Raw genomic sequence first — 21,499 nt, forward strand, 5'->3', positions numbered from 1 at the left:
CTTTTCTAAATTAAAGTTACCAAAATAATTAATACATAATTTATATTAAAATATTAAAATAATGGTAAATACAACATATTGATTATTATATCACATTCACCTATTTATTTTCTACAAATTATATATATACAAATACTTAAAATTATCATTGCTAAAAAAACTTTCTATAACTTATTATTATTTCCAAATACTATTTTAAATAACCTATTTTTCTAAAAAATATTGACTTTTTCAATAAATAATCATATAATGATACTGATAATTGTTATCAACAAGAGGTGAAAATTATGAGCATTAATAATTTAAATTTAAGTAAGGCTGCTTATGTGGAAGTAGAAGACTTAAGCATTAATGATTTAAATCTAGGCGATATCGCTTATATACAAAAATTAAATTGTGATGAGAAATTGTCTAAAAGACTTTTAGCTTTAGGATTTATTGAAGGTACTAAAATTATGATGAAAAAAGTTGCTCCCCTAGGAGATCCCATTATAATTAATTTGCGTGGAACGGATTTTGCTATAAGAAAAAAAGACGCAAGAAATATTTTTATAACGATGGAGGGGAAAAATTAATGGTTACTGTTGCATTACTTGGTAACCCTAACGTAGGAAAAACAACTCTTTTTAATTCTCTTACAGGTTCTAACCAATATGTTGGAAACTGGGCCGGGGTTACTGTTGATAAAAAAGAAGGCTACGTAGGAAAAAATGTTAAAATTGTAGACTTGCCTGGTATCTATGCTATGGATACATTTTCAAATGAAGAAAAAATTTCTAAGCAATTTTTACAAAGTGATGAAGTTGATCTAATTGTAAACATTGTAGATGCTACAAATTTAGAAAGAAATCTATATTTAACTTCACAACTAACAGAATTTAAGAAACCAATGGTTTTAGTCGTAAATATGATAGATGTTGCTAAATCTAAAAATATTCATATAAATTTTGATTTACTTTCTAAAAAATTAGGAGTAAATATCCTTCCTATCTCAGCTTCTAAATCAAAAGGTATTGATGAAGTTAAAAAACTTTTAAATAGTGAAGACTTTAATAAATTGGATACAACAATAAATGTTAAGCATAATTTTGGCAAAATGAATGAAGCTGAAGCATATGCTTATATAGAAAACATTATAAAATCTTGTGTAGAATTACCCAAAATTAAAAAAGAAACTGTTAGCGAAAAAATTGATAAGGTTGTATTAAATAAATTTTTAGCTTACCCAATATTTCTAGCACTACTATGGATTATATTTAAATTTACTTTTGAGTGGGTAGGTGCACCTCTTCAAGATTGGTTAGAAGGATTAATTACTGAAGATTTTGCAGGATTAGTTGGAGGACTTTTAGAAAATAGTAGTCCTTGGTTTAGTTCTTTAATAGTTGACGGTATAATTGGCGGTGTTGGAGGAATCATAACTTTCGTGCCAATTATATTAACTTTATTTTTGGGTATGTCTATATTAGAAGACAGTGGATATATGGCAAGAGCTGCTTTTATTATGGATAAGCTTATGAGAAAATTTGGCCTTTCTGGAAAAGCTTTTATTCCACTTATGATGGGATTTGGTTGTTCTGTTCCTGGAATCATGTCAGCTAGAACTCTTGAAAGTGAAAAAGATAGAAAGATAACTGCTCTAATACTACCTTTTATGTCTTGTAATGCTAGACTACCAATCTATGCACTATTTACCGGAGCATTATTTGCTAGTCACCAAACAGAAGTAGTATTTGGACTTTATTTACTTGGAATTTTAGTAGCATTTTTAGTAGCTATTATACTAAAAAATACTTTATATAAAAAAGCTGAAGAACCTTTTATAATTGAATTGCCTGAATATAAAGTGCCTGAAGCTAAAACAGTACTTCATCATACTTGGGAAAAAGGTAAAGGTTTCTTAAAGAAAGCGGGAACAATTATATTTGCAATATCAGTTATTGTTTGGTTCTTACAAAGCTTTAATATGAGTGGTATGACAGAAATTGATGAAAGCTTCTTAGCTTCTATTGGTAACTTTATTTCTCCTATATTTGCACCTTTAGGTTTTGGTACATGGCAAAGTTCTGTATCATTACTTACTGGACTTGCGGCTAAAGAAGTTGTTGTAAGTACAATGGGTGTGTTATATTCTGGAGAGTTAGGGGCCGCTATTGCAGCTAACTTTACTACTCTAAGCGCATTATCATTCTTAGCTTTCTCATTACTATATACTCCTTGTATTGCAGTAATAGGAGCTATGAAAAAAGAATTTGGTGGTAAATTCGCCTTATTCTCTGCTGTTTACCAAATAGCAGTAGCTTGGATAGCTGCATTCCTTATATATAATATAGGAGGCCTTATATTTTAATTGAGGTGATAATATGATAGAAATCTTAGTAACAGGTGGTATTCTCATAGCTTCAGCAGTTATATTAGTTAAACAAATTAAGAAAAAAGGCAAAGGTGAATGTAACTGTGGAAGTTGTGCATCCAAATGCCCTAATTACAAAGACACAATTTCAATAAAAAAATCTAATCAATAAAAAGAGCATGACATGAGTCATGCTCTTTTATGGCTCTGTAAATAATTTTGTGTAAACTGAATAATGAACTAAAGATAGTAAATAAATTACATGTCAAGGACACTCTTAATACTGGTGTGTTTTTATATTAGTCGTAAACTTTAAGGAAGTCTTCCTTCATACATTATGAATAGTTCTCTATAAACTTTCCCCCAGTTTCTAAGTGGTAAATTCCACTTTTTTATGGCTCCAAAAGTTGCTAAGTACAATGCTTTAAGTAAAGAAGTGTCACTTTGAAATACACTTTCCTAACGATTCAATCTACGATAAGTATTGTTAAGGATTTCAATAGCATTCGTTGTGTATATAACCTTACGTACATCAACAGCAAACTTAAATATAAGCTTATAACATCCTAATTAACTGACCAGCTTTTCATTTCATCGGGATAGTGTTCTTTGCTATTTTTCAGTAACTTTAACTATATGAGCATGTCCTTGTTCTTCAGCTGCTGCATGATATATAGTTTTTAAATCTGCAGCAAATTCTTTTTTACCTTTATCAACAATATACTTCAAAGTATTACGAACTTGATGCACTATATATTGTTGATATTCAGTGTTAGAAAAAGCTACATTAATAGACTCTTTAATTCCAGAAAATCCATCAGCATAAAGAATTAGTATATCTTTTACACCTCTATTTTTCAACTCATTTAGTTACACTACGCAAGTATTTGCTGCTTTTATTTTGACCTATTTGAATACTAATAACTTCTTTTTTCACTTCTTCATATCTTCTATTTGATCTGAAATTTGACGAGCTGTAAGATCTTTAGCATACATTTCAATTATTTTATCTTAAATGTTAGAGATATTCTTTTGTCTCTTTTTAACAACCTTCAGTTCAAAAGAGCAGTTATGATTCTGTAGTACATCGATTTCCATTTCAGCATATTTACTACGAATAAGTTTTTGCTTATTTCTATTTCCTGCATTTGAGTTATCTTTACGCACGTATGACCCATAACCTAGATGATTGTCCATTTCAGCTGCAAGTATACTCTCAAATACCTCTAAGTAGGTCTTTCAAATCCTCTTGAATATCTTCAGTATTTATCAAGCTATCCTCCTAGTTCCTAAGATTCTTTTACGTATTTTAATTTATAATTTATAATTTCTAAAATTCTTAAATCTTTCTTTAATATATTTATGCTTTCATTATAATCTTCTAATATTCTAAAATTGTTATCATTAGCTATTTTATTTAATATTTTTATTAATTTTTCTTCTATATCTTTTGTTAATATTTTATGCCCATACTTTACACCCAATACTTATGATATTGTATTGAATATACGTCTTCACGTCCATAATATAATAACCACTCCTTATAATTATTTGTATATATCATATGTAACTACCTTAAGCATGTTCTAACTCATGACTGAAGTCACGATGGTTTCATCAAATAAAAAAATCTATTTTTCAAGTGATCACTTATTAGATACTTGAAAAATAGATTTTTCATTTTTTATTTTGACTTAGTAGGTTTACATGAGCTATGACAGTCACAACAATCTCCGCCACAACAATTGCCATTTTTTTTATCTTTATAAACTTTGAATCCAACAAGAACAAATGATCCTAGTACTAATGTACCAATTATAAATGTAGACATATTTATTATCTCCTTATGCGCTATGCGCCAATATTCTCTACTTTATCACCTTTTATATTAGTTGAATTAGAAGAATCCTTATAAGGTCTAAATAGCATATACAAGAATCCTGCTAATAATACTAAAGCAACTAAAGTTCCAACGCCAAATCCTTTTCCTGTAAACAGTGATCCTAATTGATAAACTGTAAGTGCCACTACATAAGCTAATCCAGTTTGATATCCTATAGCTGCCCAAGTCCATTTAGTACTACCCATTTCACGTTTAATTGCACCAACTGCTGCAAAACATGGAGCACATAATAAATTAAATAGTAAGAATGAATATGCAGATAGTTGTGTAAATGAGCCTTGTAGAGTATTCCAAATTTCTACACCATCTTCTGCTACTTCTCCAACTCCGTATAAAATACCAAATGTACCAACTACATTTTCTTTTGCAACTAATCCTGAAATAGTTGCCACTGCTGCTTTCCAGTCGCCCCATCCTAATGGATTAAATATAGGTGCTATTACTTTACCAATTGAAGCTAATATTGAATCTGAAGTTTCTACCATTTCTAATGACCAATTGAATGTACTCAAGAACCATATTAATCCACAAGCAAGGAATATTATAGTACCTGCTTTTTTAACGAAGGATTTTGATCTATCCCACATATGAATAAGCACACCTTTTACACTAGGCACATGATATTTTGGTAGTTCCATAACAAATGGAGCAGGCTCACCTGCAAAAGCTTTTGTTTTCTTTAAAATTATTCCAGAACATATAATAGCTGCAATTCCAACAAAATATGCTGAAGGTGCTACCCAAGCTGCCCCTGGGAATAATGCCCCTGCAATTAAAGCTATTATTGGCAATTTCGCAGAACAAGGCATAAATGTAGTAGTAATAATAGTCATTTTCCTATCTGATTCATTCTCAATAGTTCTTGATGCCATAATTCCTGGAACACCACAACCTGTTCCTATAAGCATAGGAATAAATGACTTACCTGAAAGACCAACCTTACGGAATATTCTATCCATTATAAAAGCTATACGTGACATATAACCACAATCTTCTAAAATCGCAAGACATAAAAATAATACCATCATTTGTGGTAAGAATCCAAGTACAGCTCCTACACCGGCAATAATACCATCAAGTATTAAAGAATTTAACCAATCAGCAGTTCCTATAGATGTAAGGAAGCCTTCTACTGCAGGAGGTATAATATCACCAAACAACACATCATTTACCCAATCTGTAGCGCCAGTACCTATTGTTGAAATAGATAAGTAATAAACAAGGAACATAATAGCTGCAAATATAGGTAATCCTAAAATTCTATTAGTAACTATTTTATCTATTTTATCAGAAGTCGTTAACTTAGATTTGTTTTTCTTAACTACACATTTACTAATTATTTCACTTATGTAATTATAACGTTCATTAGTTATAATACTTTCTCCATCATCATCTAATTTATCTTCAAAGCTAGCTACAATTGCTCTAATTTTATCTTTTGAAGATTTTGAAATATTTCCTTGTTCAATTGCCTTTTCATCATTTTCAAATAATTTTATAGCAAACCAACGTAAATGTTCTTTCGGAACTTGATTTTGAATTTCATTCTCAATATCAGATAATACTTTTTCCACATCATCTGAAAAAGTATGTTCAATTGCATTAACTTTGTGTGATTTAGCTAATTCTATTGCTTTATTAATTAACTCTTTACATCCATCACCTTTTAAAGCAGATGTTTCAACTACGGTACACCCCATAGCCTTTCCCAACTTGTCCTTATTGATGATATCTCCATTTTTTCTGACAATATCCATCATATTTAAAGCTATTATAACAGGAATTCCAAGTTCCATTACCTGAGTTGATAGATATAAATTTCTTTCAAGGTTTGTACCGTCTACTATATTTATAATAACCTCTGGTTTTTCTGTAATAAGATAGTTTCTTGTTATAACTTCTTCTAAAGTATATGGTGAAAGTGAATATATTCCAGGCAAATCTATTACTTTTACATCTTTATATTGTTTTAATTTACCTTCTTTTTTTTCTACAGTTACTCCAGGCCAGTTACCTACATACTGTGAACTACCAGTTAAATAATTGAACATTGTAGTCTTACCACAGTTAGGATTTCCTACAAGAGCAATTCTTATATTTTCCATTTTATTCCCCCCTAAAAGGATTATAATTTATTTTTTTACTCTACTTCTATCATTTCTGCATCTGCTTTACGAAGTGTTAACTCATAATTTCTAATATTTACTTCTATTGGATCTCCTAAAGGTGCCAATTTACGAACAAAAATTTCAACCCCCTTAGTTATACCCATATCCATAATTCTTCTTTTTACAACTCCTTTTCCATGGAGTTTTACTACAGTTACTTTTTGTCCACACTCAACATCTTTTAACGTCATCATAGATAATTCTCCTCTCTAAATAATGATTCTATTAGCCATACTTTTGCCAATAGCTATTCTTGAATCTTTTACGTTTATTATCATATTTCCTGATATCTCTGATATGACAGTAACACTTTCTCCTTCTACAAAACCTAACTTTGCAAGAAATTGTCTCACATTGTCTCTACCTGTTATTTTCTTTATTTTATTTACTTCACCTTCTCTTGCCATAGCCAATGTCATAACACTCACCTCCTCTTAGGGCAGTTATTCAGAATGAATATTTTTATTCTAAAATATTCTATAAAATATCCTGTTTTTTAAATTTGATCTATTAAGTTATTAGCTAAAGTATTATATAATCAGATTTTTTCTATGTTAGTCTAAGCTAACCATTGTACAAAATAGATAAGTTAGCTCTACTACTTTGTTAATTTTAGTACAATGCTATTATATCATTATTGATAAAGGTTTTCAATGGGTATTGAAAACCTTTATCAAAATAATAACTTTCTTTCATATATCTGGAGCTGTCTCATTAGCAGTTAAAAACCACTGATACATAAGATTTTTTATTGATATATTATACAAATTCTCGTATAGATTTATTTATCCTCATTTTATAAGTTGCTATACTTAAAAATGCTAGAGTGAATAATATTAATATAGCTATATTGGGAATTAAAGCTTTAAAATGTAAATTACTCTGTATTTTTTCTATTCCATCTATAACATAGCTTTGAGGCATTAAGAAAGATATTTTTTTAAATATTTCTCCCCTACTGCTTATGGGCCAAAAGCATCCTCCTAACATGCAACTAGGGACTACTATAAAGTTTGTAATTCCCCCTATTGACATTGAAGAATTTGCAAAAGATATAATTAGAACTCCAAGGGATACTACAACGGTACCAAAAGTCATCATCAATATAAAGAAATTTAAATAATTTGTACTAAGTTTTATTATTTTTGTTAAAATTAATATTACTATAAATAGCTGAAAACCTATAACTAATAGATTTGTAAACATATTCCCAAGTATATACTGTTTTGAAGAAAAAGGGGCTACGCATATTCTGTAATAGGTTTTTTCTCTCTTCTCTTTTATTATAAGCTTAGAAATATTTATAGATGTATACATTAAAAACATTATAAATATTCCCATAGAATTTGTCGTAAAAACTTTTTTAGCGGTAATATCTTCTGTAGTTCTTCCCTCTAATGATAATCTTCCATTAAATTTATACCCTTGATATATATCATAAAATTCTTTGCTATTTTTACTTATATCGCTTATTATCTTTAAATTTTCTATATACATATTTATATAATTTTTAATCCATACTGTTGCATCTTGACCTTTTATAGTTAAAATTTCTATATTTTTAGGTTGATTTTTTAATATGCTATTTTCAAAATTTTCTGGAATTATAACAGCATAAGAAATCTCTCCTTTAGTAACTTTATCCTTTACTTCACTCTCCTTTATATTCAATAGAGTAAATTTTTTAGTATTCTCTAGATAACTTATCATATCTTTAGATAAAATCCCACTATCTTTATTTATAACTCCTATATTATATACTTCTGTTTTACTTAAAAATTGAATAAATAATAAAAATAATAAACTAAATATAGGGAGTAGTATATATGTGAATATAGAAGATTTCTTTTTAAATATTATTTTAAAATTATTTTTTACTATAAGAAAAGAATTTCTCATATTAATCCCCCATTCTTTTAAATAACATCATTGATATTAAAAATAATATTGCTGCAATACCAAAATTTAATGCTAAAGTATTATAAAATTTTGAGTAATCATTTGCGTAAATTACGCTGAAAACACTATTATTTGCCCATCGAACTGGTGAAATATTAGTTAATTTCATTAAAAATTCACTATTAAAGCTTTCTATAGATATATAACTTCCACCTAGGAAACATATAAATGCCAATAATATATTTAAAACTCCATAGCACTTTTCTTCTGGAATCATTAAAGACATTGAACATCCAATAGATATAGCTAATATACCAAGTGATGCTATAATTAATATTATGCTTATAAAATCATCTCCAAAATTTATATTAAATAAATATTTAAGCACAGATATTACTATAGTAAACTGAATACAATTCACTATAAATGCTCCTATTGTCATTGCAATAAACAGATTAAGTCTATTTATTGGAGCAATTATAAGTCTATCTAAAGTTTTACGATATCGTTCAGTATTAACTATAGACATTCCACCCATGGCACAATACATTACCATAGTTAATAGCATCATTATTCCACTGTAGTCTTTCGCAGAAGGACCTTTTAATTTATCTAAAGATTTTACTTCTACATAGTTATGGTTTTCAGATTTACTTACGGTATTTACTTTCGCTAAGCTTCCATTAGTGACTTTATTTATCTCCATAAGAATATTAAATCTTTCTACAAAAGAATTTAGAACCAGTTCCATTAATGATCCTTCAATATTATAATTTTCATTCTTATATATAATTACTTTATCTTCATTAGCATTGAGTTCAATGTAAGCAGAGGCTTTATTATTCTTAATTTGTTCAATTCCTTCTTCTAAACTATAAATTTCCTTTTTATCTATATTATTTAATTCTTTTATCATAGTTTTAAAGGCTTCAGATGATTCTCCTTGTCCTTCTATACAATATATTACAGGTTTTGAGTTGAAAACTATTTCATTTTCTAAATCGCCACCAGTAGCACTTACTAAAATTGCTGTTAAAAATATAGGAAATAAAATCATCAGCATCATATATGTTTTATCTCTTAAATGCTGTTTCATTTCCTTAACTATAATACTAATAAATTTCACTAATATCACTCCTCTTAATTTCTGAGCTTTCTACCAGTTAATTTTAAAAACACATCTTCCAAATTAGGCATTACAGTATTTATTTCTCTTATAGAAATATTATTATCTACAAAAACTCTCACTATCTTATCTATATTTATAATATCTTTATTAATCTCAAAAATAATTGTATTTTCTTTAATATTTATATTATTAATACCATTAATGTTTTTAAACTTTTCAATATCTAGATTATCCATATTATCTACATTAACTTTTATATAATTATAATCGGTAATAAGTGCCTTTAACTCTTCTTTAGTACCTTCAGCGATTAATCTTCCATGATCCATTATACCAACTTTACTGCATATTTCCTCTACTTCCTCCATATAATGCGAAGTATAGATTATGGTACTTCCCATTTTATTAAGTTTCCTTACAGAGTTTAATATATGATTTCTTGATTGAGGATCAATTCCTACTGTAGGTTCGTCCATTATTATAATTCTAGGTTTATGCACTATAGCACAAGCTATATTTAACCGTCTACTCATTCCCCCTGAAAAGTTTCTACAGGGCTCTTTAATTCTATCTATAAGTCCTACAAACTCTAATGCTTCTAATGATTTTTCCTCCAATTCTTTTCCTTTTAATCCATATAAACTACCAAAAAACTTTACATTTTCTAATGCTGTAAGTTCCCAATATACAGCCATATTTTGAGGCACAAGGCCTATATTTTTCTTAGTAGAATTCATATTTCTCTTTATATCACTTTCTAATATCTTCATTTCCCCTGTATCACTACTTATAAGTCCACAAATCGTATTTATTACAGTGCTCTTTCCTGCACCATTAGGTCCTAATAATCCGTAAATTTCCCCATCTTCTATTGAAAAATTTATATTATCAACAGCGGTTAAATCCTTAAATTTTTTAGTTAAATTATTTATTTCTAAAACCTTCATATCAAAATCCTCCATAAATTCTTTACTTATAAATATAATATAAAAAAATAGACCTTCTCTTAAGTGGAGAAGGTCATAATTTCAATATTACTAAAGTCACACCTTATATAGATAAACTACCCTAAAATTTAATATATGTCTGAACATAAGTTACATTTTGATATATTAATTTAAAACTCAGAACAATTCTCAATTCACAGTTCACAATGCACAATTATGGTTGAAATTATTTTTAGACAAAATAATTTCTTAAAACGTATTTTTGATTAGCAATATAAAATTGCTAGTAATTATGGCGAACACTGTTCATCTCTACAGAATAAATTCTAAATTTCTCAGAGGTAGCTGAGAAATTTCCATAATTGTGAATTGTGAATTAATTAAAGTAGTCCTTTTAAATAATATATAGCAATTTGAGTTCTATGATTGAGGCAAGTTTTGTCCAATATGGAGGAAATGTAATTTTTAACCGTTCCCTCAGATATATATAAATTTAATGCTATTTCTTTATTGGATAACCCTTCAGAAATTAATTTTATAATTTCCTTTTCTCTTTCAGTAAATTTATTATTTTCAGTAAAATTAACTTGATTTTCTTTATCATGGCTTATTATTTTATTTATAATAGTATCTTGAAGTACTATATTTCCATTAATAACTGTATATATAGCATTTTTAATTTTATCTGGAGAATTATTTTTAAGCAAATATCCCATAGCTCCATATTTTAGTGCGTCTTTTATATATTCATCTTCATCAAAAGTAGTTAGTATCAAAGTCTTTGTGCTACATTTCGATACAATCTCCTTTAAAGCCTCTACACCATTCATAACAGGCATTCTAACATCTAACAGTGCCACATCTATATCTTCCTTTAAGCAAGCTTTAACAGCCTCTAAACCGTTACTAGCAGTAGCTACTACTGAAATTTTTTCATCCATATTTAAAATAATCTTTAAACTTTCTCTAATAAGTTCATCATCATCTGCTATTAAAATTTTAACACTCATAATATCCCCCTAAAAATCAATAGGAAGTAGTGATATTACAGAAAAACCATCACTTCCATCAACTATAAGCTTTCCACCTATGCTTTCACATCTTTCCTCCATTCCCCTTATTCCCATACCCTTATTTATCTTCTTTACTCCTATTCCATTATCCTTTATTTCTAATTTTATAAGTTTATTATTAATTACAGATATGTTTATTGTTATTTTATTAGTTTCTGAATGTTTCAAACTGTTGGTTATGGATTCTGTAATATTATCATATATAATTTTCCAATGAATAAAAGAAATCTTATCTATATAGTTATCATGAAACAAAATAATTTCAACATCGCTATTTCTTCTTATTTCTTCTAATAATAGCATTATTTTGCTAATACCTATTTGCTCTTTCCCTGGCTTAATTTCTTTCAATGTATTTCTTATATTATCCATACCATCTCTTAACTTATTAATAGAATTACCGATAAAAGTTTTAGCTTTTTCTATATCCTTATCTAAAAGTAAATTTGCTGCTTCTAATTGAAATACAGTACCAGAGAGAGTATGTCCTAATTCGTCATGAATTTTCTGAGATATATTATTTCTCTCCTCTAATATAAAAGTATATTTTAATTGGGATTCAAATTCTTCTTGTCTATATATTTTATTTTTTAAAGTTTCATTTTTATTCTTTAAAGTAACTGTGTCTTTTACTAACTTTTCTATAGAATTATTAAAATGATTTAATATATAATATATAAAATACATAACTAAAGTTATAAATGTATATATCTGGATCAAATCATTAGGTAGTACTAATAAAATAATTAAAGCAATAAATACTTTTATATGTGGATAACTATTTATTTTAATATTTGTATATAAATTTAATGGTAAAAAAATAATCGTCTTACTATCTACATAAAAATATCCAAAATAAATTATCATAAATTTAATTAAAGTTAATATAAGATAAATACTTTTTTATGAAATATATTTTGTCCCATTGTAATAATGATATAAACTAGTATAAAAGCTACAGATAATATGCCAAAGTTAAAATTATTTATAATTTCTAAAACATAATATACTATTAATATAAATTCACTTATAAGCAAATAAATATCCATATTAAAATTCAAACCCCTTTTATATATTTTATTTAATACATCTTTAAATTACCTAATAATACTTTATTTTACATAGCTAATATAACTATTATAAAAAATTTATATTATTATCACAACAAAATACAATAATATTTTATTTGATAATGATTTTCACTTGCATTTAATTTCTTCATATGTTACTATTAAAAAGAAGAGCAAATAATATAAAATCATATATAAAAATGGGTGTTCAAAATTTATATTATAGGATTTTTTAAAATTTGCATTGTCCATTAATTACATCCAAATCTTCTAAATATACACATAAAAGGAAGCAAAAACTCTGCTTCCTTTTACGCTTTTTTGTAGATTTTAAACTTTTAGTTTTATTAAAATTTTACATATTAAAATGATTTTTATAAAAAATTAAGGTTGTTATACTAAAAGTATAACAACCTTAAAGCCTTTATAAATTCATTACTCTAAATCTACATTACTTCGATATATTACTTAGAATAATACTCTATAACCAATTGCTCAGTTATTTGTATTGGAACATCACTTCTATCAGGTATTCTTAGAAGTCTTCCAGAAAAACCTTCCATGTCTTTCTCTAAGTATGGTAAATGTCCTATTAAGGTAGATTCAAAATTCTCCTTAAACATTTCATTTTTTCTTGATGCTTCTTTTAAAGTAATTATATCTCCTACTTCAATTCTATAAGAAGGTATATCTACTTTTTCTCCATTTACCAAAAAGTGACCATGGTTAACCATTTGTCTAGCTTGACGAATAGAATTTGCAAATCCTAATCTATAAACTATATTATCTAGTCTACATTCTAGCATTTTTATAAGTGCTTCCCCTGGAATTTCTTTATTTCTCTTAGCATCTTTAATAGCTTTTTTAGCATATCTACTAAATTGCTTTTCAAGCACTCCATAGTAAGCTCTTAATCTTTGTTTCTCTAAAAGTTGAACACCATAATCTGATAATTTTTTATCAGCTCTAGAAGTTCCTCTCACTGCTCTTTCCATTGCTTTAGGATGACCTACAACATTTAGTCCTAATCTCCTACATAATTTAAAGCGTGGTCCCATCATTTTTGCCATATAAATTTACCTCCAATTTTTTGGTTTGCCGCGGTATAATTTAAATGCCAAATATATTATACAATAATAAATACCAATTGAAAATAGTTTTCAATAAAAAATATATTTTTTTATATAACTTTTTTTATAAAATACTAGCAATTATATTGCTAGTAAAAAATTCATTAAAGAAATTAGTTTTAATTAAACTAATTTCCACCATAATTGTCAATTGCCCATTAATTACATTTTATCTACTACTTCTAATCCTATTAAACCTAATCCATTTTTTAAAACTTGAAGTGTGGATTTAACTAAATTGATTCTAGCATTCTTTGTACCTTCATCTTCTGAGTTTGCGATATTATGAGCATTGTAAAATTTATTAAATGCCTTAGCTACTTCTATACAATATCTTGTAACTACAGAAGGTTGAAGTTTTTCTATGGCATTGTTTATTGCATTTTCAAAGCTAGCAAGCTCTTTAGCTAATTCAAACTCCTCCTTAGAATTCAATTTTCCATAGTCTACTTCTCCTGTTACTTCTTCTCCTACTTTTCTTAATATACTCTTGCCTCTTGCATAAGTATATTGAACATAAGGACCAGTTTCTCCTTCAAAACTTAACATTTCATCCCAGTTGAATACTATATCTCTTTCTCTTGAATTTTTTAGATAAGTAAATACTATTGCACCAATACCAACCTTTTTAGCTACTTCTTCTTTATTTTCAAGATCTGGATTTTTTTCATTTATTATTTCTAAGGTTTTAGCCACTGCCTCATTTAATAAATCTTCAAGGAATACTACATCTCCCTTTCTTGTAGAAAGCTTTTTATCAGCAAAACGTACTAATCCAAATTCAACATGAATACAATCATCTGCCCAATCATGGCCCATAAGCTTAATTGTAGTAAATACTTGTTTAAAGTGAAGTGCTTGATCTTTAGCAACTACGTATATATTTTTATAAAAATCGTAAGTCTTCTTTCTATAGAAAGCTGCTGCTAAATCACGGGTTGCATAAATTGTTGCTCCATCTGCTTTTTTAACTATGCATGGTGGCATATTATACTCATCAAGCATTACTACTTTGGCACCATTACTATCAGTAAGTAGTCCCTTTTCATCTATTTCCTCTATGACAGCATCCATTTTATCTGTATAAAAACTTTCTCCAGCAAAAGAATCAAAACTAACATTTAGGATTTTAAATAATTTATCAAACTCTTTTAAGCTTAATTCTTTAAATCTAGTCCAAAGTTTAACTTCTTCTTCATTGCCTTCTTCTAATAGTCTGAAGTGTTTTCTACCTTCATCTTCAAGTGCTGGATTCTTTTCAGCCTCGTCATGGAATTTAACATAAACTCTTAACATTTCTTTTATTGGATCACTTTCAAGAGCTTTTTCATCACCCCAGTTATTATAAGCATAAATTAGTTTTCCAAACTGTGTTCCCCAGTCTCCAAGGTGATTAATTCCTATTGCATTATATCCGTGAAAGTTAAATAATTTGTATAGAGAATTTCCAAGCATTGTTGTAAATAAATGTCCAACGTGGAATGGTTTCGCAATATTAGCAGAACAATATTCAACTATTACATTTTTTCCTTCTCCATTATTATTTGAACCATAATCTTGTTTTTCGTTTAATATTTTTTCAATAATATTTTTAACAAAGCTTTCTTTATTAACGAAGAAATTTAAATATGGCCCAAAAGCTTCTATTTTTTCAAAGTTTTCGTCTACTATTTTTTCTTTTAGTTCAGCTGATATCATATTAGGAGCTTTTCTCATAGTCTTTGCTAAACTAAAACAAGGAAAAGCAAAATCCCCCATCTCTGGTTTTGGTGGTATTTCTATTAATTTTTCTATATTTTCCTCATCAATTTCTATATGCTTACACAATAATTTAGCTATATAATTTTTATAATCCATTATTAAACCTCCTATAACATATTAAGTTATTATTTTCTATTGAAAACAAAATTATAACTTAATAAATTAATATTTCATTTATTTTTTACATAAAAAACCCGTCTCTAAAATAAGAGACGGGTGTAATATCCGCGGTACCACTCTAGTTGACAAAAGTCCACTCAATATTTTAACGCTTCTAGCGACAAACCCTATGCAAATAATAAATAAATTTTATAGTTAAAACCTATTTTATTCTTTCAGGTAGCTTCTCCAAGGTTCTCTTCCTATCTAATTATTAGATGCCTCTATGTTACCATTTTGGCTTCTTATTTTCTTACAGAGCTTCCACCATTCCTCTGCTCGCTTTAAGGTTTATAAGAAAGTACTGTCCTCTTCACAGAATTTTAATATTAAATTATGTTATATATTATATCCAATTTTTAAATTTTGTCAACAAAATAACTAGTTTATTTATACATTTCCGCAACTTTTCCTTGAACTTCCTCATTTTCTAAATATTCATCATAAGTCATTACTCTATCCATAATTCCTTTAGGAGTTATTTCAATTACTCTATTTGCAACTGTTTGTATAAATTGATGATCATGAGATGTAAATAATATAGTTCCACTAAAATTTATTAAACCATTATTAACTGCTGTAATAGATTCAAGATCTAAATGGTTAGTAGGCTCATCTAAAATTAACACATTAGCAGAGCTTAACATCATTTTAGATAACATGCAACGAACTTTCTCTCCTCCTGATAAAACAGAAGCTTCTTTTAGCGCTTCCTCTCCTGAAAATAACATTCTTCCCAAAAATCCTCTTATAAAACTTTCAGATTTTTCTTCTGAAAATTGTCTTAGCCAATCTACTAAATTTAAATTACAATCATTAAAGTATTCAGAGTTATCTTGTGGAAAATAAGCTTGAGATGTAGTAATACCCCACTTAAATTCTCCACTATCTGCTTCCATTTCTCCCATAAGTATTTTAAATAGTGTAGTTTTAGCTATACCATCTCCTAAAAATGATATCTTATCACCTTTATTAACCATAAAGCTAACATTATCTAAAACTTTAACTCCATCTATAGTTTTACTTAAATTTTTAACTTCTAATAAATCATTTCCTGCTTCTCTTTCTGGCTTAAATCCAACAAAAGGATATCTTCTTGAAGATGGGCTAATATCTTCAAGTGTAAGTTTATCTAATTGTTTCTTTCTACTTGTAGCTTGCTTAGCCTTTGAAGCATTGGAACTAAATCTAGCAATGAAAGCTTGAAGCTCCTTAATTTTTTCTTCTTTCTTTTTATTTTGGTCTTTAGACATTTGAAGAGCCAATTGGCTTGATTCATACCAAAAGTCATAATTTCCTACATAAAGCTGAATCTTTGCAAAATCTATATCAGCCATATGAGTACAAACTTTATTTAAAAAATGCCTATCGTGAGAAACAACTATAACTGTTCCTTCAAAATCAAGAAGAAAATTTTCAAGCCATTTAATAGATTTTACATCTAAATGGTTAGTAGGTTCGTCCATTAATAGTATATCTGGCTTTCCAAAAAGAGTTTGTGCTAATAGCACTTTAACTTTTTCTGATCCATTTAAGTCTTTCATTAATTTATAATGTAATTCTTCATTTACTCCTAATCCATTTAACAGTGTAGCTGCTTCACTTTCTGCTTCCCAGCCATTAAGTTCTGCAAATTCGCATTCAAGTTCTGAAGCTCTTATACCATCTTCATCAGAAAAATCTTCTTTAGCATATAATGCGTCTTTTTCTTCCATAATTTTAATTAATCTTTGATGACCCATAATAACAGTTTTTAAAACTTCTACTTCATCATAAGCAAAGTGGTCCTGCTTTAATACTGCTAGTCTTTGTCCTGGGGTTATTGAAACTTCTCCTGTATTAGCTTCTAGTTCTCCAGATAATATTTTCAAAAATGTAGATTTACCTGCACCATTAGCACCTATAACTCCATAACAATTTCCTTCAGTAAATTTTATATTAACATCTTCAAACAGCTTACGTGCACCGTATCTTAAGCTAACATTAGTTGCTTGTATCATATGTTATTACCTCCAACTTTATTATTCTTTTTATTACATTGATAATTATAAATTTATTTAAAATAATTAATTTTTTTACTTTCTTTGATTTATGTATAAATAACCTTTATAAAACGCAAGTCCTATTATATCATATAATAGGACTTTAACCTAATAAATTTCAGTATATATTATTATTTAAATTTTTTCTCAGAAGTTTTCTTGTTTTTTGATTCTTTATATGTTTTTTCTTTACTATTTTTATTATTCTTAAATTTAGTTTTTGGCTTAGACGTTATATCTTTATCTTTCTTTATAGACTGCTTTTCTTTAGGATTAATAATTTTACCATAATATATATCTTTTAAATCAATATTAATTTTAAATTTCTTTTTGTATTGAGAAATGATACTTTCTTCTCTTTCTGTTACTATTGATATAGCTACGCCTCTTTCATTGCCTCTTCCACATCTTCCTACCCTATGTATATAATCCATTGGATTCTCCGGTAAATCTAAGTTTATAACATGGGTGACACCTTTAATATCAAGTCCTCGAGAAGCCAAATCAGAAGAAACTAATATATTAGACTTACCATTAATAAAAGCATCCATAGCTTTTTTTCTATCACTTTTAAAAGATGTACCATGAATTGATTCAGCTTTTAGTTTATGATATCTAAGCTTCTCTGCCATTATTTCAATCTCATCACTTTTATTGATAAATACTATTGCTTTTCTAGGATTTAAAGCTGCTACCAGTTTTCTTACCATAATGATTTTATCTCTTCTATCGCAAACAAAATATATATGATCAATATTTTTATTTACGATATTTTCAGCTTCGCTTTTTATAATAATTGGTTCTTTCATCATTTCCTTTGAAAAATTAATAACCTCTTCTGTTAAAGTTGCTGAAAAACATAAAATTTGTCTTTCTCTTAAAGTAGTCTTTATTACAGCTTTTATATTTTCTATGTTGTTTATATCTAATAGTTTATCGCATTCATCTATAATTATAGTTTTTATTGTGTGACCAGAAATCTTCTTCATTTTTATTAATTCTAATATTCTTCCAGCAGACCCAACAATTATATGAGGTTTTTCTTTTAACTTTTCTGCCTGGCGCTTAATATTTACATTTCCAATTATAACTGAAGAAGTTATATTGTGATTGCTATTTTTAGACAAAGTATCTACTACTTTATGTACTTGCACTGCTAGCTCGTGGGTAGGAGTTAATATTATAGCTTGATTCTCTCTTTTTGAAGTATCGACTTTTTGAAAAAGAGGTAGCAGATAAGCTAAAGTTTTTCCACTACCAGTTTCTGACTGTGCAACTACGTCTTTATTGTCAGATATGTATGGTATAGATTTCTGTTGTATTTTCGTTGGTATCTTTATTTCTTGTGCCTCTAAACTCTTAATTATATTTTCACTTATATTTAAATCACTAAAACTATTTATCATCTTTCTCTCTCCTTAAGCTTTTCTATAAGGCATCTGAAAGAAAATAATAGATCAAAGATGTTAGTATATTTTAAGCATATGAAATAAAATAGCTAGTTAAAGATGGGTCATATATTTTGCATCCGACAAGAAGACAGGTTTTCATCATAGCTTAACTATCATGAAGTTCTGACAACGCAGTATGATACAAAACAGATAAGCATACTGACTAGTTATTTTTTGAATATGCTTCAATCAGACAAGGCGTTAGGTTCTGCTCATAGCGGCGCTATGGGCGGGTTCTGACGACGTAGTATGATGGAAAATAGGCTAATATACTGGTCTATTATTTTTTGAAGATGCCTGACTTTGTAAACTACATAAGTATACAGGAAAAAATGTTAAATTGAAATAATTTTTAATTTCAACTTTATAATTAGTATTATTAAAATTTATTTATTTATTATAGTCGCACTGTAATTACATGTCCTCTATAGAACATAAGTTTGATATTTAAAATCTCTTATGATATAATTTCTCTAAGAAATGAGGTGGTTCTATGGCTGATATTAAGAATAATAAACAAATTGAAATATATGAATTTTTAAAAGAACAAATATCCACAAAAGGTTATCCGCCTTCTGTTAGAGAAATATGTGAAGCAGTAAATTTAAAATCAACCTCTACGGTTCATGGTCATCTATCTCGTCTTGAAAAAAAAGGACTTATAAGACGTGATCCTACCAAACCTAGAGCAATAGAGCTTTTATTAGACTCTCCAATAAAAAAAGAGTTAATAGATATTCCTATAGTAGGTAAAATAACTGCTGGGGAGCCTATACTTGCTCATGAAAGTATTGAAGATACATTTTCTATACCAATAAATTTTATAAAAAATAGAAATGACCTTTTTATATTAAAAGTTTCTGGAGAAAGCATGATTGAAGCTGGAATATTTGATGGTGATTTAGCAATTATAGAAAAAACTTCTGTAGCTAATAATGGCGAAATTGTAGTAGCTCTTATCGAAAATGAGGCTACAATTAAAACTTTTTATAAAGAAGATGGCTATATAAGACTTCAACCAGAAAATGCTTCAATGAATCCAATTTTAGTAAAAGACTGCACTATTCTTGGAAAACTTGCAGGGCTATATAGAAAATATTAATAAAGCGTGACAAAATGTCACGCTTTATTACGCAAATATTTTTCCTAATGCAATCAATATTCCTGTTTTGGCGTGGTCAAAAGTCAATCCACCTTGAAGATATGCTATAAATGGATCTCTAATTGGAGCATCAGCAGATAATTCTATTGAAGAACCTTGAATAAAGGCACCTGCTGCCATTATAACTTGATCACTATATCCCGGCATATCCCACGGCTCACACTCTACAAAAGAATCTATTGGTGAACCTGCTTGAATTCCTTTGCAGAATTTTATTAATTTTTCTTTATCATTAAACTTAATTGCCTGAATTATATCGCTTCTTTCATCATTATACTTTGGAAGAACCTCAAAACCTGCTAATTCCATAATTCTAGCACAAAATATTGCTCCTTTAACAGCTTCAATAGCAATATGAGGGGCTAAAAATAATCCTTGAAATAGTGTTCTCATAACTCCAAAAGTAGAACCACATTCTCCACCTATTCCTGGTATAGTTAACCTATATGCTGCTTGATTTACGTACTCTTCTTTCCCAGCTATATATCCTCCAGTTGGAGCTATACCTCCACCAATATTTTTAATGAGTGAACCTGCTACTAAGTCTGCACCTACGTCTGTAGGTTCGATGATTTGTATAAATTCACCATAACAATTATCCACAAAACATATTATATCTTTATTTATTTCCTTAACTGCTTTAATTATCGGTCTTATATCTTCTACTAATAAAGAATTTCTCCAGCCATAACCTGTAGATCTTTGAATATGTACTAATTTTACAGTGTTATCTTCTCTTAATATAGATTTCATAGCTTCTATATCAACTTTTTTATTTTCCCCTAAATCTATTTGTTTATAATTTACACCATACTCTTTTAATGAACCTATATTTTCTTCTTTACTAATTCCAATTATGCTATGAAGAGTGTCATAAGGTGCTCCACAAACACTAACCATTGTATCACCAGGTCTCAAATTTCCAAATAAGGCTGCACCAATAGCATGGGTACCATTAACAAAATGAGGTCTAACTAAAGCAGCTTCAGTATTAAATACTTTAGCATAAACTTTATCTAATGCCTCTCTTCCTATATCTCCATATCCATACCCAGAAGAATTAGTAAAATGCATATCACTTATTCTTTCCTCTTGAAGTGCATTTAAAACTTTGAGCTGATTATATTCTCTTATTTCATCTAATTTTTCAAATTGTGGTTTTACATCTTCTAATGCATTTTCATAAAGCTCTAAGAGCGTAGAATTTATATTATATTTTTTCATTAGAAACTCTTTAGTTATATCTATCATA

19 protein-coding genes and 1 pseudogene are annotated in these 21,499 nt (G+C 28.1%); 4 read left to right on the forward strand and 16 right to left on the reverse strand.

Translation table 11 applies throughout. The features are described from left to right. Nucleotides 1-287: 287 nt before the first annotated feature. Genes ACY1IQ_RS07165 through ACY1IQ_RS07175 form a run of 3 tightly spaced genes read left to right on the forward strand, consistent with a single transcriptional unit; the run spans nt 288 to nt 2,525 of the window. Nucleotides 288-575, forward strand: a complete 288-nt coding sequence (locus ACY1IQ_RS07165; protein WP_461613304.1) for a FeoA family protein — start codon at nt 288-290, stop codon at nt 573-575. Beyond that, nucleotides 575-2,350 (forward strand): ferrous iron transport protein B, encoded by a 1,776-nt coding sequence (gene feoB / locus ACY1IQ_RS07170; protein WP_461613305.1) that lies wholly within the window; start codon nt 575-577, stop codon nt 2,348-2,350. The genes ACY1IQ_RS07165 and feoB (ACY1IQ_RS07170) overlap by 1 nt, the downstream gene beginning before the upstream one ends. A 13-nt stretch (nt 2,351-2,363) precedes the next feature. Beyond that, nucleotides 2,364-2,525, forward strand: coding sequence for a FeoB-associated Cys-rich membrane protein (locus tag ACY1IQ_RS07175; protein ID WP_461613306.1), 162 nt, complete (start codon nt 2,364-2,366; stop codon nt 2,523-2,525). Between the two features lie 140 nt (nt 2,526-2,665). On the opposite strand, the pseudogene ACY1IQ_RS07180 reads toward ACY1IQ_RS07175, so the two are convergent. The 15 genes and pseudogenes from ACY1IQ_RS07180 to ACY1IQ_RS07250 all read right to left on the reverse strand — a co-directional run bounded on the left by ACY1IQ_RS07180 (nt 2,666) and on the right by ACY1IQ_RS07250 (nt 19,040). Next, nucleotides 2,666-3,626, reverse strand: a pseudogene (locus ACY1IQ_RS07180) (IS256 family transposase). A 16-nt stretch (nt 3,627-3,642) separates the two neighbouring features. Continuing rightward, complete coding sequence (locus ACY1IQ_RS07185) at nt 3,643-3,837, reverse strand: hypothetical protein (RefSeq protein WP_461613307.1); 195 nt, start codon at nt 3,835-3,837, stop codon at nt 3,643-3,645. Between the two features lie 200 nt (nt 3,838-4,037). Beyond that, nucleotides 4,038-4,184 carry a FeoB-associated Cys-rich membrane protein gene (locus ACY1IQ_RS07190; RefSeq protein WP_461613308.1) on the reverse strand — a complete coding sequence of 49 codons (147 nt, stop codon included), beginning with the start codon at nt 4,182-4,184 and terminating at the stop codon, nt 4,038-4,040. A gap of 20 nt (nt 4,185-4,204) precedes the next feature. Then, the gene (feoB, locus tag ACY1IQ_RS07195) at nt 4,205-6,361 is read right to left on the reverse strand and encodes a ferrous iron transport protein B (RefSeq protein ID WP_461613309.1); all 2,157 of its coding nucleotides are present in this window, start codon (nt 6,359-6,361) and stop codon (nt 4,205-4,207) included. Between the two features lie 35 nt (nt 6,362-6,396). Continuing rightward, on the reverse strand, nt 6,397-6,618 hold the full coding sequence (locus ACY1IQ_RS07200; RefSeq protein ID WP_461613310.1) for a FeoA family protein: 222 nt from the start codon (nt 6,616-6,618) through the stop codon (nt 6,397-6,399). A gap of 15 nt (nt 6,619-6,633) precedes the next feature. Further along, nucleotides 6,634-6,843 (reverse strand): FeoA family protein, encoded by a 210-nt coding sequence (locus tag ACY1IQ_RS07205; protein WP_039630332.1) that lies wholly within the window; start codon nt 6,841-6,843, stop codon nt 6,634-6,636. Nucleotides 6,844-7,183: 340 nt separating this feature from the next. Beyond that, a complete protein-coding gene (locus ACY1IQ_RS07210) occupies nt 7,184-8,323 on the reverse strand; it encodes an ABC transporter permease (RefSeq protein ID WP_461613311.1) in 1,140 nt (379 codons plus the stop codon). Nucleotide 8,324: 1 nt separating this feature from the next. Further along, complete coding sequence (locus ACY1IQ_RS07215) at nt 8,325-9,449, reverse strand: ABC transporter permease (RefSeq protein WP_461613312.1); 1,125 nt, start codon at nt 9,447-9,449, stop codon at nt 8,325-8,327. 14 nt (nt 9,450-9,463) lie between these two features. Next, the gene (locus ACY1IQ_RS07220; protein WP_461613313.1) at nt 9,464-10,399 is read right to left on the reverse strand and encodes an ABC transporter ATP-binding protein; all 936 of its coding nucleotides are present in this window, start codon (nt 10,397-10,399) and stop codon (nt 9,464-9,466) included. Nucleotides 10,400-10,779: 380 nt separating this feature from the next. Continuing rightward, a complete protein-coding gene (locus ACY1IQ_RS07225) occupies nt 10,780-11,409 on the reverse strand; it encodes a response regulator (RefSeq protein ID WP_461613314.1) in 630 nt (209 codons plus the stop codon). A 9-nt stretch (nt 11,410-11,418) separates the two neighbouring features. Further along, a complete protein-coding gene (locus tag ACY1IQ_RS07230) occupies nt 11,419-12,339 on the reverse strand; it encodes a sensor histidine kinase (RefSeq protein WP_461613315.1) in 921 nt (306 codons plus the stop codon). 667 nt (nt 12,340-13,006) lie between these two features. Next, complete coding sequence (gene rpsD, locus ACY1IQ_RS07235; protein ID WP_461613316.1) at nt 13,007-13,612, reverse strand: 30S ribosomal protein S4; 606 nt, start codon at nt 13,610-13,612, stop codon at nt 13,007-13,009. Nucleotides 13,613-13,834: 222 nt separating this feature from the next. After that, nucleotides 13,835-15,529, reverse strand: coding sequence for an arginine--tRNA ligase (argS, locus tag ACY1IQ_RS07240; protein ID WP_461613317.1), 1,695 nt, complete (start codon nt 15,527-15,529; stop codon nt 13,835-13,837). Between the two features lie 449 nt (nt 15,530-15,978). Further along, on the reverse strand, nt 15,979-17,592 hold the full coding sequence (locus ACY1IQ_RS07245; RefSeq protein WP_461613318.1) for an ABC-F family ATP-binding cassette domain-containing protein: 1,614 nt from the start codon (nt 17,590-17,592) through the stop codon (nt 15,979-15,981). 173 nt (nt 17,593-17,765) lie between these two features. Continuing rightward, complete coding sequence (locus ACY1IQ_RS07250; RefSeq protein ID WP_461613319.1) at nt 17,766-19,040, reverse strand: DEAD/DEAH box helicase; 1,275 nt, start codon at nt 19,038-19,040, stop codon at nt 17,766-17,768. Between the two features lie 538 nt (nt 19,041-19,578). Here ACY1IQ_RS07250 and lexA point away from each other — a divergent pair. Next, nucleotides 19,579-20,187, forward strand: a complete 609-nt coding sequence (lexA, locus tag ACY1IQ_RS07255) for a transcriptional repressor LexA (RefSeq protein ID WP_461613320.1) — start codon at nt 19,579-19,581, stop codon at nt 20,185-20,187. 27 nt (nt 20,188-20,214) lie between these two features. Here the strand turns inward: lexA and ACY1IQ_RS07260 are convergent, their stop codons facing one another. After that, entirely contained in the window at nt 20,215-21,498 is a 1,284-nt protein-coding gene (locus ACY1IQ_RS07260) for a methionine gamma-lyase family protein (protein WP_461613321.1), read from the reverse strand. Nucleotide 21,499: the final 1 nt, after the last annotated feature.

The organism is Clostridium sp. Marseille-QA1073, assembly GCF_054863625.1.

Excerpts from the sequence above, each read along its gene's own strand:
- ACY1IQ_RS07165 (WP_461613304.1), top strand. The coding sequence starts at position 288 with ATGAGCATTAATAATTTAAATTTAAGTAAGGCTGCTTATGTGGAAGTA.
- feoB (WP_461613305.1), top strand. The coding sequence starts at position 575 with ATGGTTACTGTTGCATTACTTGGTAACCCTAACGTAGGAAAAACAACT.
- ACY1IQ_RS07175 (WP_461613306.1), top strand. The coding sequence starts at position 2,364 with ATGATAGAAATCTTAGTAACAGGTGGTATTCTCATAGCTTCAGCAGTT.
- ACY1IQ_RS07190 (WP_461613308.1), bottom strand. The coding sequence starts at position 4,184 with ATGTCTACATTTATAATTGGTACATTAGTACTAGGATCATTTGTTCTT.
- feoB (WP_461613309.1), bottom strand. The coding sequence starts at position 6,361 with ATGGAAAATATAAGAATTGCTCTTGTAGGAAATCCTAACTGTGGTAAG.
- ACY1IQ_RS07200 (WP_461613310.1), bottom strand. The coding sequence starts at position 6,618 with ATGATGACGTTAAAAGATGTTGAGTGTGGACAAAAAGTAACTGTAGTA.
- ACY1IQ_RS07205 (WP_039630332.1), bottom strand. The coding sequence starts at position 6,843 with ATGACATTGGCTATGGCAAGAGAAGGTGAAGTAAATAAAATAAAGAAA.
- ACY1IQ_RS07210 (WP_461613311.1), bottom strand. The coding sequence starts at position 8,323 with ATGAGAAATTCTTTTCTTATAGTAAAAAATAATTTTAAAATAATATTT.
- ACY1IQ_RS07220 (WP_461613313.1), bottom strand. The coding sequence starts at position 10,399 with ATGAAGGTTTTAGAAATAAATAATTTAACTAAAAAATTTAAGGATTTA.
- ACY1IQ_RS07225 (WP_461613314.1), bottom strand. The coding sequence starts at position 11,409 with ATGAGTGTTAAAATTTTAATAGCAGATGATGATGAACTTATTAGAGAA.
- ACY1IQ_RS07230 (WP_461613315.1), bottom strand. The coding sequence starts at position 12,339 with ATGATAATTTATTTTGGATATTTTTATGTAGATAGTAAGACGATTATT.
- rpsD (WP_461613316.1), bottom strand. The coding sequence starts at position 13,612 with ATGGCAAAAATGATGGGACCACGCTTTAAATTATGTAGGAGATTAGGA.
- argS (WP_461613317.1), bottom strand. The coding sequence starts at position 15,529 with ATGGATTATAAAAATTATATAGCTAAATTATTGTGTAAGCATATAGAA.
- ACY1IQ_RS07245 (WP_461613318.1), bottom strand. The coding sequence starts at position 17,592 with ATGATACAAGCAACTAATGTTAGCTTAAGATACGGTGCACGTAAGCTG.
- ACY1IQ_RS07250 (WP_461613319.1), bottom strand. The coding sequence starts at position 19,040 with ATGATAAATAGTTTTAGTGATTTAAATATAAGTGAAAATATAATTAAG.
- lexA (WP_461613320.1), top strand. The coding sequence starts at position 19,579 with ATGGCTGATATTAAGAATAATAAACAAATTGAAATATATGAATTTTTA.
- ACY1IQ_RS07260 (WP_461613321.1), bottom strand. The coding sequence starts at position 21,498 with ATGATAGATATAACTAAAGAGTTTCTAATGAAAAAATATAATATAAAT.